The sequence below is a fragment of the Marinobacter caseinilyticus genome, assembly GCF_011074955.1.
Classification (GTDB): Bacteria; Pseudomonadota; Gammaproteobacteria; order Pseudomonadales; family Oleiphilaceae; genus Marinobacter; species Marinobacter caseinilyticus.
The window spans coordinates 1-14870 of the sequence record NZ_WUQJ01000023.1 but is presented as its reverse complement, the minus strand read 5'-3'; the positions used below and the strand labels follow the sequence as shown (position 1 = coordinate 14870).

General features: G+C 59.2%; 12 protein-coding genes. 11 read left to right on the top strand and 1 reads right to left on the bottom strand.

Features of this window, described 5'->3' with window-relative positions; all coding sequences use genetic code 11:
* Nucleotides 1-17 precede the first annotated feature (17 nt).
* From GRX64_RS11790 to GRX64_RS11740, 11 genes are all read left to right on the top strand, one after another.
* The gene (locus GRX64_RS11790) at nt 18-803 is read left to right on the top strand and encodes an HpcH/HpaI aldolase family protein (protein ID WP_166267428.1); all 786 of its coding nucleotides are present in this window, start codon (nt 18-20) and stop codon (nt 801-803) included.
* Nucleotides 804-846: 43 nt separating this feature from the next.
* Nucleotides 847-2058 (top strand): ATP-grasp domain-containing protein, encoded by a 1212-nt coding sequence (locus tag GRX64_RS11785; RefSeq protein ID WP_166267426.1) that lies wholly within the window; start codon nt 847-849, stop codon nt 2056-2058.
* Nucleotides 2058-3854, top strand: a complete 1797-nt coding sequence (locus GRX64_RS11780; protein WP_166267424.1) for an IucA/IucC family protein — start codon at nt 2058-2060, stop codon at nt 3852-3854. The genes GRX64_RS11785 and GRX64_RS11780 overlap by 1 nt, the downstream gene beginning before the upstream one ends.
* Nucleotides 3851-5032 carry an MFS transporter gene (locus GRX64_RS11775; RefSeq protein ID WP_235937652.1) on the top strand — a complete coding sequence of 394 codons (1182 nt, stop codon included), beginning with the start codon at nt 3851-3853 and terminating at the stop codon, nt 5030-5032. The genes GRX64_RS11780 and GRX64_RS11775 overlap by 4 nt, the downstream gene beginning before the upstream one ends.
* A gap of 4 nt (nt 5033-5036) precedes the next feature.
* Nucleotides 5037-6887: an IucA/IucC family protein gene (locus tag GRX64_RS11770; protein ID WP_166267422.1), complete on the top strand. Its 1851-nt coding sequence runs from the start codon at nt 5037-5039 to the stop codon at nt 6885-6887.
* 69 nt (nt 6888-6956) lie between these two features.
* Nucleotides 6957-8075 carry a type III PLP-dependent enzyme gene (locus GRX64_RS11765; protein WP_207308790.1) on the top strand — a complete coding sequence of 373 codons (1119 nt, stop codon included), beginning with the start codon at nt 6957-6959 and terminating at the stop codon, nt 8073-8075.
* A 99-nt stretch (nt 8076-8174) separates the two neighbouring features.
* Complete coding sequence (locus GRX64_RS11760) at nt 8175-10277, top strand: TonB-dependent receptor family protein (RefSeq protein ID WP_166267420.1); 2103 nt, start codon at nt 8175-8177, stop codon at nt 10275-10277.
* Nucleotides 10277-11200: an ABC transporter substrate-binding protein gene (locus GRX64_RS11755; protein WP_235937650.1), complete on the top strand. Its 924-nt coding sequence runs from the start codon at nt 10277-10279 to the stop codon at nt 11198-11200. The genes GRX64_RS11760 and GRX64_RS11755 overlap by 1 nt, the downstream gene beginning before the upstream one ends.
* Complete coding sequence (locus tag GRX64_RS11750) at nt 11197-12201, top strand: iron ABC transporter permease (RefSeq protein WP_166267418.1); 1005 nt, start codon at nt 11197-11199, stop codon at nt 12199-12201. Before GRX64_RS11755 ends, GRX64_RS11750 begins: the two co-directional genes overlap by 4 nt.
* Nucleotide 12202: 1 nt before the next feature.
* Nucleotides 12203-13279: a FecCD family ABC transporter permease gene (locus tag GRX64_RS11745; RefSeq protein ID WP_166267416.1), complete on the top strand. Its 1077-nt coding sequence runs from the start codon at nt 12203-12205 to the stop codon at nt 13277-13279.
* 14 nt (nt 13280-13293) lie between these two features.
* Nucleotides 13294-14112, top strand: a complete 819-nt coding sequence (locus GRX64_RS11740) for an ABC transporter ATP-binding protein (protein WP_166267414.1) — start codon at nt 13294-13296, stop codon at nt 14110-14112.
* Nucleotides 14113-14558: 446 nt separating this feature from the next.
* Here the strand turns inward: GRX64_RS11740 and GRX64_RS11735 are convergent.
* On the bottom strand, nt 14559-14870 hold a 312-nt coding region (locus tag GRX64_RS11735; RefSeq protein ID WP_166266528.1), incomplete at its 5' end, for an IS3 family transposase.

Here is a 14870-nt window from a genome sequence, read left to right as displayed (position 1 = left end):
AATGAGGGCTGCCGCCAATGCTTACGATTAACCGCACACGCCAATTGATCACCGATGGCTTTCCCGCCTTTGGACGACTGATCGCAGTTCCAACGCCATGGATGATCGAGATGATCGGCCATGCCTGCTATGACTTCGTCATCCTGGACACGGAACACATGTCCACCAATCCGGAGTCCCTGGAGCACATGATCCGCACGGCGGAGTGCGCCTCCATCACCCCTCTGGTGCGAGTACCGGGGGTTGATCGTACGGCGATTACCCGGGCTCTGGACAGCGGTGCACAGGGAATCGTCGTACCCCGTATCCGCACCGCCGAAGACGCATACAGCGTTGTGCAGATGGCACGTTACGCGCCGGCAGGACAACGTGGCATTACCGGAGGACGGACGACCGGTTTCGGAACCCTCCCGCTGAAAGACTATCTCAGCCAGGCGAACCAGGAAATCCTCATTGTACTCATGATTGAGGATCAGGAAGGCATGGATAACCGAGAAGCCATTCTGAGTGTTCCTGGTGTCGACTGGGTGCTCCCGGGCGCGGTCGATCTGTCGCAATCACTGGGTTGTCCGGGCGACCCGCTCCATTCGTCTGTCAATCACGCGATCGCCGAACTGGCAGCGAGTTGCCGCGGGCGTCCGGTGGAATTTTGCGCCTTGCCCCGAAACCCTGAACAATTAACAGAATGGCAGGAGTGGGGAGCAAGAGCCTTTCTCCTGGGAGAAGACCGCAGTTTGCTCTTCAAATACCTCAAGTCCCATCTTGCGACCTGCTGCACCCAGTCGACCCCGTCTTCTTCCTGAAGCAACCATTCTTCTCTTCTTCAAGCCTGACACGAGTTTTCCTATGCGCGATACCGTACTTTTTCTTGCACATGTTCCAACGGAAGCCCTGAATCGGGGATTCCTGCCTGCTACCCAGTCGATGGGGCTGAAAGTGATCCTACTGACAGACCAGGCGGCGACTCATCACCACTATTTCAGTCAACCGGACCTTCCCGCCTATCCAGAACAGATTCTCCAGTGTGATGTATTTAATCCCCTGTCCGTTCTCGATCTTCTCTCAGAACTCCCGGCCCCCGTGGGCGTGTTCTCCAACAGCGATCACCTGCAGACGGTGACCGCTCTAGCCGCAGCCTACCTGAATCTGCCGGGCAAAGACTGGCAAACCTGTTACCGGGCAAAAAACAAGGCAGCCATGCGCCAGTACCTGAAAGCGCTGGATGATGGCGCATGCTGGTTCAGGGCTGTGAATGATCAGACATCCCTGGGGAAGGTGATCGACGACGTCCCCTTTCCGTGTATTGCCAAGCCTCGGGAGGGGGTAGCCAGCCTCAACGTCAGACGCCTGGACAATGCTGCGCAACTGCAATCGTTCTGTGATCAGTTCTGGCAGGAACAACCCGGGCAACCCTTGCTGCTGGAAGAGTTTCTGTCAGGCCCTGTTCACACTCTGGAAACCATTGGGGACGGAAACAGCCTGATTGCGCTCGGAGGATTTGAAGTGCGACTTTCCGAGCCTCCCCATTTTGTCGAACTTGAAGCGGCGTGGGTGCCCTACCAGCCGGACAGGCCTCACCTACAGGAGATGTTCAGGCAGGTACGGAGCTTCGGTGTGGGCCTTGGCTCCTGTCATTCCGAATTTGTGATAACCGACAATGGGCCAAGACTTATCGAGATCAATTACCGCACGGTGGGGGATGGCCGCGAATTCCTGCTTGACCGCATGACGAATCATGGACTGTTCCATGCCATCCTTCAGGCCCATGTTGGCAACCCTCTTGAATTATCCCCTCCCACGCAGGCGGCGCAGATACGCTATCTCAGTGCTTCTACCAGCGGACGGGTTCGCCGTTCAGCTCCTGAGCGCAGGGAACCGTGCGGTGACGGCATTGCCGAGTTTGAGCCGTTGAGGGAAGTGGGTGATGAGGTCCGGTTGACCCACTCAAACAAGGACTACCTGGGTGTGTTGAGGTTATTTTCGAGTGATCCCTCCCGGGTGAAGAATACGTTGGCTGAATGGGCCACCGATCTTGAAGCAGAGTGGGAGATAGGCTGATGATCAGGAACACCGCTCTGTCTTCAACAGACCCCGAGCAGTATCTGACCCAGAGGCTGGTCGATGCGCTGATCCGCGAGGACGTGGCCGGATGCCAAAGCGATTCTCAGGCAGTTGGGGTGGACAGCGTTCCCGGCTCCCCGGGAACGCCGGCCACCTGGTTACGGTGGACGCTGGCGCAAGGCATCCTGTGGTTGCCGGTCAATCCGGCAACCTTCATGCAGCGTTGGCAGTGGAGTGGCGGCGCGCTCATCTGGCAGCCCGCAGACCAGGCCGAAAGCGTGTCAGAAGTGAATCACTACGAACAGGTTCTGGCCTGCCTCACCGCGGACGAACACGATGACTCTGGAGAGCAGTTGGAGGTCTATGCCGATGAGTGCAGAACGGCGGAGTCTCACGCCTCCTTCTGCCACGAGGAGCGGTCCAGGTGGTTTGACGAAATCCGCCATCAGGGGCATAGCTGGAAGGATTTTCCCCGGCTCTCCAAACGCATGCTCTACTTCGATCGTCTCGCGGCCTTCCTCGATCATCCGTTTTACCCCAGCGCCCGCGCCAAGAGTGGTTTTGATGAGGCGGCACTGGCGGCGTACGCGCCAGAATTTGCCCCGCGTTTCCGGTTACGGTGGCTTGCCGTCCCTGGCTCGGAAGTCACTGCGGTGGGGGAGCTCCCTGGTTGCTGGCCGGATTTCAGCGAGGTAGGGATGGATAACCGGCTTGCTGACAGCCACCACTTGTTGCCGGTACACCCTCATCTCTGGGATACCGCGCTGAGTGACTATCTGTCGAACACAGACATCGGTATCCGGGTAATCTGTGCGCCAGCGCCTGCGCTTTGGGTTCAGCCAACACTGTCGGTACGAACCCTCCAGCTTGAGGCAGCGCCGGAGGTCCACGTGAAAGTCCCTTTGACCATTCGCACACTGGGCAATCGGAATATTCGAACGGTCAAACCGAGCACGCTTTATGATGGTCATACGGTTCAGAAAATCCTGCAGGAGATATCCGGCAAGGACTCGGTCCTTAAAGAGACCTTTTCTGTAACCGACGAATCCTCAGGCCTGCACGTTGGCGATCTGCCCTGGCTGGGATGCATTGTGCGCCGGTTTTTCGGGCTTTCCGACCAGCAGCAGATTGTGCCCGTTGCCTCCCTGTTAGCCGATAGCCCGGACGGTCGCTGCGTTGCCCAGATGATGGCGGACGAATTCAATAGTGGCGACCTGACGGAGTGGGTGCGTCAGTACGTAGCCTTGACGGTGACGGTGCACCTGCGACTGTGGCTTGTCTACGGCATTGCACTGGAATCCAACCAGCAGAACTCCATGTTGCTGCTCACACCGGGGCGGCCACCGCAGCTGCTTTTCAAGGACAACGACGCCCCCAGGCTGTGGCCAGACAGGCTATGCGGCCAGTTGCCGTCCATGGAGTCAGAAGTGGCGCAACTCCGGGATCAACGCATCCTGGTCAATAATGAAACACCCCTGGCGCAGATGTTTACCACCATCACCCTGCAACTGAACCTGGCGGTTATCCTTGAGGGCCTGGCCGCACGGGGGCTCGGATCAAGGGCCCACTGGTATAGGGTGCTTCGTGAGGAGGTGATTAGCGTCCTCGATCAGCTTGACGACGAGGGCGTCAATACTCAGCCAGCGCGCAAGGCGCTGCTGGAGGATCGCCAGCTTTATACCAAGTACCTTCTCAGGGCAGGCAGCCTGGAAAGCAAGTCCCGCACGGGCGCCGCTGACATCAATAAATTCTACGGCAAGCTGGCCCCGAACTTTCTCAGGAACGGATCATGAGTCAGTCTGTTCTGCCGGTGGTCCTGCTCAGCCACTTTACCGCGGCCTTGGTGGCGCTGGGGATGCCACCATTTTTTGGGCTGATCCTGACGGACACGTTTGCCGTTGAACACACCGTTTGGGCGGGCTGGTTCTATATTATCCCGACGGTTTGCACAGCTCTGGCGGCGCCGTTCTGGGGAAGAATAGCGGACCGTTTCGGCCGCCGCTGGTCGCTGCTGCGGGCCCAGGTTGGTCTGGCCGTGGCCTTCGTAATCGCCGGATTGGCGCCGGGCGTGGTTACCTTTGCCATGGCACTGATGGTTCAGGGCTTTCTAGGCGGAACCTTTGCCGCATCGAGCGCGTACCTTTCCACCGTTGCTCGCGGTCAAAACCTGACCCAGTCACTGAACTGGATGCAGGGCTCGGCCAGGTCGGCCATGATACTGGCGCCCATCCTTTTCGGTTTTTTCATGACCTGGGTCCCAGCCCAGCGTCTGTACCTCTACATGGCCATCCTGCCTCTTCTGTCGGCACTGCTGGTATGGAAGCTTGCCCCGCCAGATCCGGTTTCGGGTGGGCCTGGTGGCCAGAAACATTCCCGTGAAAGGGTTTCGGCATCCGCCAGTTGGCTGCGGTTGAGGTTGCTTTACTTCGGTTTCAATTTCGCACTGGTGGCCAGTTTTCCCTACTTTATTCCCTGGACCCAGGAACGAACGGGCAGTACCGCTGCGATGGCGGGAGTTCTCTACAGCCTCCCTCATGCCATCTACCTGATTATTCTGGTCAGCGCACTGCGACGAAGCGTGCTTTTCGGTAACCCGTGGACCTTGCCCGCGGGCCTGACACTGTTCGCACTGTCCTACGTTATTCAGGCGACGGCCGGACCAACGGCCACCCTTCTCGCCGGACGATTGGTCATGGGGCTGGGCATGACGACCTGTCTTTTTGCCCTCAACGCCGAAACTGCACGTCTCACACGAACGGAAAACGCGGGCCAAAGCTTTGGCGCCCTTGACAGCGCTGGTAAGTGGGCGGGTGTCGCGGCCGGTGTTCTCGCGGGTGTCGCCGCGGGTATGAGCAACCAGACCGCGCCACTCTGGCTGGGCGCTGCGGTGGCTCTTCTTACCGTCACCCTGAGCGCCTACCGGGCCAACACCCCCGCCACCGACCATCATGAACGCTTGAAAGAGGAGTAGAGCCATGCCCATGACAGCTTCACATCATTATTTCAGGGATCAGCACTGCGACTATCAGGCGGACCAGGCCAGCATGGAGGCTCTGCTGAATTGTTATTGCCGGGATATTGCCGAGCCCTCCGGGGAGCTGTCGGTTCAGGGCGGCGAAAGGAACCGGTCCTGGCCGCAGGGGCTCCGGGTTCGCCTGGCTCTGGAGCCTGCCAGTGTGCTGCACATCGGCTTCCCTGATTCCGAAGATTCCCTGCTGGTTCTGGTTGCAGGAGACTCACGAACGTGCAACTACCGCTACCTGTATGCGCCATACTACAAGTCTGCGCTCAGGGGATGGCGGGTACTGGGGCTTGAGGAACTGGGCCGGATACTGCTTCATAAAATGTCGCAGCGTTTCGAAGAGCCTTTCAACAGCGAGCTCTACCGGCAGATTCTTCTCAGCCGGAACGTCATGCGGAGCATTCTCGAATACACCCGCGTTCCGGCCGATTGGGGGCAGGGGCTGGAGGCTTTCCGCTGGTCTGAGCAATCCCTGAGTTTCGGGCACCGTTACCACCCGGCACCAAAATCCAGGGAAGGGTTCGACCCGGAGGATATCCTGCAATACTCCCCGGAAATGGGCGCGGGGTTTACCCTCTATTACTTCGCGGTTCATCCGGACGACCTTCGCACCCGCGGTGACATTGCCGGGCCGGCCTTCGGGTCAGACGCGAATGTAGGGCTCGACCTGCCCGACGGATGGGTCACGGTTCCTGTGCACCCCTGGCAGGCACGCTACCTCATGCGCCTGCCCATCGTCTGCAGCGCTATCCACTCAGGGCGGATCTTACCACTGGGGCAGGCCGGCCCACGGTTCTACCCAACAGCGTCGGTTCGAACGCTTTACCAGCCGGGCAACCCCTATTTCCTGAAATTCTCAACCCATGTCCGGTTGACCAACTGCATTCGGAAAAATGCCGTCTATGAACTGGAAAGCGCCGTTGCCCTCTCTGCAGCCCTGAAGGCTCACCTTGCGCCTTCACTGGCGCGGTGGCGCGGATTTCGTCTACTGTACGAGCCAGCCTACCAGACCCTTGATTTTGCCGATCACCCCGAGCCTGATCGCCGGAGCATCGCGGAGGGTTTTGGCGTTATTATGCGGGACAACCTCGAACAGTATCTGGACGCAGGCGTAACACCCGTGCTGGCCGCCGCGCTGTTGAGCGACGACCGCTTCGGTCGCTGCCCGGCCACGGAGGCCGCCGGAACACTGGCGGCCGCCACCGGCGTCAACGAACAGGACGCCAGAATACGATGGTTTGAACAGTATCTCGCCTTGCTCATCCCACCGCTCTTTGAGTCGCTGTTCCATCATGGTGTGGTTTTTGAGCCACACCTTCAGAACGTGGTGGTTGGTATTCGGGAGGGATACCCCGTTCAGGTCTTTGTCCGTGACCTGGAGGGAACAAAACTGGGGCCGGGCCGCTGGTCAGGAGGGCTGCCTGCTACCCTTGATGAACAAACGCTGGCGTCCGTTCATTACAGCCAGGACAAGGCCTGGAAGCGGATTGCGTACTGTCTGTTGGTGAACCACCTGTTCCAGGCCGTGGCCTGCCTCTCCCGGGGGGAGAACCACATCGAACTCCGGTTGTGGAACGCGCTTGCCAGGGAAGTGCGCGACTGGCTCGCAGGCACCGACGATCCCTGGGCGGCCGATGTTCTGGGCAGGCTGTTGGCCGGCGAGCCCATTCCGAACAAAAGTAACCTGATGACCCGCCTTTTCAAACGTCCGGATCGTGAGTCGCAGTACACCTGGGTACCAAACCCACTGGCGATGACTCTGCCCCGAGCCGTGGACAGCAGGGGAGGGCAGTGCAATGCCTGAAGTACCTGTTTCCGTTCAGCGAGCCGTCAAAGAACTGAAAGGCCAGGACAGTGACCGCTGTGCGCCTACGTGTATGACCTGCCTGAGCTCCGCCACCGGGCGCAGGGCATAGTCGAGTGTTTACCGCCCGGTTGTGAGATGTTCTATGCCGCCAAAGCGAATCCTGCCTTACCGGTGCTCGGCGCTTTAGCTCCCTTTGTACATGGCTTTGAAGTGGCGTCTGGCGGTGAGCTGGACTGGGTGCGCCGACATTTTCCCGACACGCCAGTCATCTTTGGTGGCCCCGGCAAACTGGCATCCGATCTGGAAAAGGCCATCGATCAGAACGTTGAACTGATCCATGTGGAAAGCCTGCTGGAACTGCAGCGTCTGTGCGACATTGCCGGCCGCAGGCAGGCTCACCAGGACATTCTTCTGAGGATCAATCTCGAACTGGCAGACACACCCTCTACGCGTCTTACCATGGGCGGTGTGTCTACTCCCTTTGGCATGGAAGAAGCCTGTATACCAGACGCACTTGCGTTGCTCGGGCGGCAGGACCGAGTCAGGCTGCGCGGCTTTCACTTTCATCTGATGTCGCATCAACTGGATGAGAAACGCCATCTCGGGTTAATAAAACACTATCTGGAAACCGTCCGTGCGTGGGAAGCCAGGTACGACCTGACTATTACCGAGATAAATGTCGGGGGCGGAATCGGGATAAATTACACCCGGCCCGACCGTCAGTTTGACTGGTCGGGGTTTTGTTCTGGCCTGGATGAACTGCTTCAGGTTTACTCGGATCGCGCCTGGAAAATCCGGTTCGAATGCGGCCGTTTCATAACCGCGCCCTGTGGTTTTTATGTTGGTGAGGTCCTGGACGTTAAACGATGCGGTGAGGAATGGTTTGCCATCTGCAGGGGCGGCACTCACCACTTCCGGACACCGGCGGCCCAGGCTCATAATCATCCGTTTGAGATGCTGCCTGCCACCAACTCAAGGGCTGAAATACCGGGCGTTGCCAATCACCCCGTCACACTGGTTGGTCAGCTATGCACTCCCAAAGATGTGTTTGCACGCCGGGTTCAGGTCGAGTGGCTCGGGGTTGGCGACCTGGTCGTATTCCGGTATGCCGGTGCCTACGCCTGGAATATTTCCCATCAAGCGTTTCTGATGCACCCCCACCCAAAAGAATATTTCATTGAATAGAAAACAGACCTTCAGACAGAAGCTACCTACTTTAATGGTAATGCGAATCATTATCAGTATAATGTTCGCTCAAATTTATAACACGTGCTGGAGAACACAATGTCGAAGTCCGAAGTTTCAAAGCCGCTGAGCCGCCACCCACTGTCTGTTGCCATAGCGATGGTCCCCGTATCGCTTCTGGCAATTGGCACGGCACCAGCCCTGGCCCAGACGGATGCGCCGGCCCTGCTCCCCGGCCTGAACGTCACCGCCGACTGGCTGGGGCCACCGACAGAAGAATCCGAAAGAACTTACACGGGTGCCCGCACGGTGGTCGAAAAAGAAGAGCTGCAGGATACCGGCGCTCTGAACCTCGAAGACGCCCTGCGCCCGGTACCTGGTGTCACCGTGCTGGACGAAACGGGTACGGGCATTCTGCCCAACATTGGCATACGCGGTCTGAACCCGCTGCGCAGTGAGCGGCTGCAGATCCTTGTTGATGGCTACCCGATTGCCATTGGCCCCTACAGTAACGTGGGCGTATCCCTTTTTCCCGTTACCCTTCCGAGTCTTGAGGCTGTGGATATCGTCCGGGGCGGTGCCTCTGTTCATTACGGCCCCAACAACGTGGGTGGCGTGGTAAACTTCGTCACCAAGCCGATTCCGGCCGAAACTTCCCAGACCCTTCGCGAGCGCGTGACCATTGCGGAAGAGACCGGCAACGTCTTTACCGACACCTATTACCGTGTCGGCGGGCGGGCGACCGACAAGCTCGACTTGCAGCTCCAAGCCAACGTCCAGCGCGGCGACGGGTTTCGCGATCACTCCGACACCGAAGTGGACAACCTCATTCTGGATGCCCGCTACTACCTGAACGACCAGAACGAACTGGCCTCTCAGCTGCAATACTACCGCGTCGACGCCGAACTTCCCGGCGCCCTGACACCACAGGCCTACGAGCAGGACCGTACCCAGAGCCAGCGTCCCTACGATGGCTACGAAGCCGATATGAGCCGTGCCACCTTCACCTGGACGTACACGCCGGCCGACAACGTGGAATTCCAGTGGCGCACTTTTGTGCACGATGCCGACCGCACGTTCTTCTTCGGCCAAAACCTCAGCGGCAATGGCCACTGGGCAGACCCGGGGCTGGATTCGACCCACGTCGCGGATTCACCACGTCTGTTTACTGTATTGGGCACGGAGCCCCGACTCGTTATTCGTCATGGTCGTCACGACATTACCCTGGGCGCGCGATTTGTCAGCGAAGATGTGGAGTTCGACGTCAATCGCTTGGAGTTTTCCTCCGGTAATCGTTCCGTGGCGCGCGATTGGCACCTCGATACCCGGGCCGTGGCGTTCTACGTCAGTGATACCGTGTCCTTCCTGGATGACCGCCTGACGGTGACGCCGGGCCTGCGCTACGAGGATGTCGATATGGATTTCCGTGACAACCTCAGTGGCAACACCGAGGAAAACAGCGCCGAGGAGCTGTTGCCAGGCCTGACAGTGGGTTACCAGGCTTCCGACGATCTGTTTGTCTTCTCCAACAGTCAGCGCTCACTGGTGCCGGTGCAGATTGCCCAGACCACCCGTGAGGGTGCGGTGGCCAATGAAACCGCCTGGAACCACGAACTTGGCGCCCGCTTACAGGTGACCCCGGACCTGTTCTCCTCCGCCACCCTGTTCCGTATCGATTATGAAGACCAGATCCAGTTCAATCGCTCAACCAGCCGCTTCGAGAACCTGGGTGAAACCCGCCACCAGGGCATCGAACTGGCAAACCGCTGGAACCTCAACAACCAGTGGGAACTGGGCCTGGGCTACACCTTTCTGGATACCGAACAGCTGAGCGGCGACAACGAAGGCAACGAGCTGCCCAACGCGCCAACCCATAAGATCAGTGCCGATGCGGTCTACACCTACCAGGCGTGGGATGCCAGCCTGGACTGGGTGTACGTCAGCGAGAGCTACAGCGATGCCGACAACACCGAAGAAGAAACCAGCAATGGCAGTGCCGGCGAGTTGCCGGATTACCACCTGGTTACTGCCCGGGTCGGTCGCGATTTCGCGGTAGGCGGTGATCGTGTGCTGAACCTTGGCCTGGCGGTCAACAACCTGCTGGATGAGGATTACTACTTCCGCGGCGTGGACGTCAGCCCGGTTGGTCGTGTGCCCCAGCCCGGCCGTAGCTTTATTCTGGAGGCGCAGCTCGATTTCTGATGGCCTTTTTACAGAATCGGTTTGCAAAGATCCTGCTGATTGTCCTGCTTTCCCCTGTCTCAGGGTGGGCGGACAACCAGGGTATCCGGCTGACGGATGACGGTGGGGAAACCCTGCGGTTGTCCGCTGCTGCGACCCGGCCAGCGGCGATTTCTACCTTCGGGGCCGATGTCGCACTGGCTCTGGGTACACCGCCCGTCGCGGTCACCGACTACGGAATTCAAGGTGTTCCCGACTACATGGCATCACGGTTAGACGGGGTTACGGGGCTCGGCCCCCGACATCAACCCAACCTGGAAGTACTGTCGTCGGTGCGGCCTGATCTTGTCATTGCCATCCGCCGCTACACCGAGAAAGACGGTGACCAGATCGAAGCCATTGCCCCGATGCTGGCCCTGGACCTGATCACCATTCAGGACAGCCTGAGAGCGGTGGATTTGGCGGGACATGCGCTGGGCAAACCTGGAAAAGCCGCAGAACTCAACGCTCGTTTTCTGGACCGTGTCCCATCACTTGCGGAGCGCAACAAGCACAACTCAACGAAGACCGTGGCACTGCTGACCAGCGGCAGTGAAACCCCATTCATCTATTACGACCACTTCCTGCCGACGGCGCTATTGGAACGCCTGGGCTTCGACAATGTCGGTGGCGAGCCGCCGAATCCCGACAGTGGTATCCCGCTGGGCTACCGGATCAGTCTTGAAGCCCTGCTGGAGCTCAACCCGGACACCATTCTCCTGTTGCCGACGAGTCGTCAGCGCGCATTCACGATGAACCCGATATGGCCCTATCTCAAGGCAGTTCGCACCGACCAGGTCTACGAGGTGCCCCAGTATTGGAAAGAAGGTGCCGGTCCGATTGCCCGGGAGCGTATCCTGGCTGACATACAGCGACTCCTGCTGACATCGGAACCCGACAAATGACGGGTGACAATTCAGCCATACGCCCGTTGGGCCTCTATGGAGCAACGGTATGTCTCCTCGTGCTGCTGTTCTTCGTTGGCCTGATGGCGGGCTCCCGATGGGTGTCGCCGACCTTGTTGCTGTCAGCCATCGACGGCAGCAGCGATTTACTGACACGCATCACCGTGCTGGAACTGCGCCTTCCGCGCAATTTACTTGGCCTTCTCGGTGGGGCAGCCTTGGGCGTTGCCGGTGCCGTCATGCAGGGTGTCACCCGGAATTCCCTGGCGTCCCCCGGACTGACCGGCGTGATCGCATCCGCCGCCCTGGCGGTGGTGTCGCTTCGAACCCTGAGCTCACCGGGCGCGATGTGGCTGCCCTTGATGGCCCTTGGTGGAGGGCTGCTCGGTGGCGCGCTGACCTTTGCCATTGCCGGTCGCCGGCAGCTCCAACCCGAGCGCGTGGTGCTCGCCGGCATAGCGGTCACCTCGCTCGCCACCGCACTGACCACAGGGCTTCTGCTGGTGTCCGGGGCGGAGGCGGCCGAGCTCTACTACTGGCTGGCCGGCAGCCTGATGGGCCGGGGCTGGTTGCAGCTACAGATGGTGCTGCCCTGGCTGCTGCTGCCGCTTTTCGCCCTGCTGGTAATGCAGCGGCCGTTCCGATTGCTGCAACTGGATGATGACCTCGCCCAGGCCATGGGGCTGGCCGTCGGCCGGTGGCGCCTGGTTTTTCTGCTGCTGGCGCTGTTGCTGGCAGCGGCGCTGGTCGCCTTCACCGGCCCGATCGTCTTTATCGGCCTGGTGGCACCGCACATTGCCAGACGGATTATCGGCAACCAGATCCAGCACTGGCTGCCCCTGAGCGCTCTTCTTGGTGGGTTGTTATTGCTGGCCGCCGACATCCTGGCCCGACAGCTGGCCTTTCCCCAGGAGTTACCCGTCGGCATGCTTACCGCCCTGATTGGGGCCCCCTGGCTGATTTACCTGCTCAATTCGCGAACCTCACCTCGGAGCGCATAACGTGACCCATCCGGCGACGACACCAAACCGGGCAAGCAGTCCCGGCAGCCGGCCTTCGGGCGCCAGTCCTGTCGCCCGACTGTTTCTGGCCGGCGGGCTCGGTCTGGCCATTGTCCTGGTTGCGGGCGTCCAGTTGGGAGCAATCAACCTGAGCTGGGCCCAGGTTTGGGCCGGGCTGACCGGCGACGGTTCGGAACACGTTCAGCGAGTGATCTTCGAATTACGTTTGCCCCGCACCCTGACCGGTGTCCTGATTGGCATTCACTTTGCCCTGTCGGGCTGGCTGTTACAGCTGCTGAGCCGGAACCCCCTGGCAGAAGCCGGCATTCTCGGCATCTCCGCCGGTGCCAGCCTGGTGGCGGTCGTCGCCTTTATTATCGGTGACTGGCTGGTGTCCAGTACCAACCCCTATGACAATACGTCGTTTGCCTTGCAGTATCTGCCGCTGTTTGCCATGGCTGGCGGGCTGGTAACCGCACTGGCGGTGTACTTCCTTGGCATGCGACACGGCCACCTGTCGCCCGTCAAAATGACCCTGACCGGTGCGGTGATTGCCGGTATGTTGCACGCTCTAACCACCGGCGCGCTGGCCTTCTGGGGCCACGCCCATACCGAACTGGTCGCCCAGTGGCTGGCCGGCTCGTTGTACGGCGCCGAATGGCAACATCTGCATACGCTGTTACCCTGGACGCTCATCGGGCTGGCCAGTATCGCGCTACTCGTGCGACCTCTGGAAGTCATGCAACTGGACGATGAGCACGTTTGCACCCTGGGCCTGGGCCTGAATCGCTGGCGCGCCTTTGCCCTGCTGATTGCCACTCTACTGGCGGCCAGTGCCGTCGGGGTGGTGGGCCCCGTGGGCTTTATTGGCCTGCTGATCCCCCACATCAGTCGGAGGCTGGCCGGGGCTAATCTCCCGGTACAGTTGGTGTTGTGTGTACTGTTGGGTGCGGTGCTGGCCGTACTGGCGGATTTACTCGGCCGAACGATGTTTTCTCCGTACGAAGTGCCCGTAGGCGTGGTTTCCGCTGTCCTCGGCGTCCCGTTTTTCCTGTATCTGTTATCGCGTCAACCCTGAGGCCCGGACACTCCATGTTACGAACCGAGCATCTTTCACTGGCATACGGCGACAAACCGGTTGTCGACAACGTCTCGCTGGCCATTCCCGAGGGTGGAATCACCTGCCTGCTGGGTCCAAATGGGTCCGGTAAGAGTACCCTGCTAAAAAGTTTTGCCGGCCTGCTGCCACCCCGGTCGGGCCAGGTGTTCCTGGACAACCGGCCGGTTGCGCAATGGGACCGGCGCCGGCTGGCGCTCAGGCTCGCCATGTTGCCCCAGAAACCGATTGTGCCCGTTGGTATCCGGGTTCGGGACTTGATTGCACTGGGTCGCTTTCCCCACCGGAAATGGTGGCAAAGGAACCTCACTACCGACGACAACGTCACCATCGACGCCATGGCAATGACCGGGGTATCAGACCTTGCGGAACGACCGGTGGAAGCGCTCTCCGGAGGGCAGCAACAGCGGGTCTGGATCGCCATGGCACTGGCCCAGGAGACCGATATTCTGCTGCTGGACGAGCCGACCACGTTTCTGGATTGGGGTTACCAGTTGGAAGTATTGGAGCTCTTGTCCACGTTGAACCGGCAACACGGACTGACCGTGGTCATGTCACTCCATGACCTCAACCAGGCCGCGCAGTTTGCGGACCGGGTTGCGGTGCTGGCTGACGGTCAGCTCGACACCATTGGCAGCCCTGCGAAAGTGATTACTGAGTCCCTCGTCAAACGGGTATTTCGGGTGCATACAAGCATCACTGCGGGGAGGGAAGGTCGTCCGTTTTGCACCGGATTCGCAGAATCGGCACAAAGCCGACCCAGGCAACGTCCTCACTGTACCACTACCTATTAAATCAGGACTTGTAGCCACCACCCGGGTTCTAACCCGTTTCCACGGACGGTTTTAAACGGCTGATGGACTCCACCCGATGGGCATGGCACACCATAGTCTAAAACAGAACCCTGCGACTCAGATCCGAATGTCCGATTTGCGACCAAGGCTACTTACGGACCTCAGCTAAACAAAAGCGAATATTCGAGTTGGGGCTTTCCTCCAGAGCCTCCAAACCAATCACAGCCATTTAATCCAGTATGATTGGCGGAGCAAATTGCAGACGCTGAATGATTATATGGCAGAGATGGCCATGCTCCGCTAAGCTATTGTTTTGTCGATTTATGTGCAGCGCGGTAGATGGTTCAAAGTCAGTGGTAATGACGTAGTCAAAATTTTGCAATGATAAAGCGCGCTGCCTAATTACTGTTATGCGATAAGAGGTGAAATGAATCGCCCCCGGTATTCTAGACACCGCTCAGGCTCTGAAAGTAACGCCGCTCGTACTCTACCGGCGACAGATTATCACTCGTGCCGTGTCGGCGCCTCGGGTTGTAAAACATCTCAATATAGTTGAACACATCGCGCCTGGCAGCTTCCCGTGTCGGATAGATCTGTCGTTTAATTCGTTCCCGCTTGAGTAGCTGAAAGAAGCTTTCAGCCACGGCGTTGTCATGACAGTTACCACGCCGGCTCATGCTGCCTACCAGATGATTGGCCTTCAGAAAGCTTTGCCACTCACCGCCGCTGAACTGACTGCCCTGGTCTGAATGCACCAT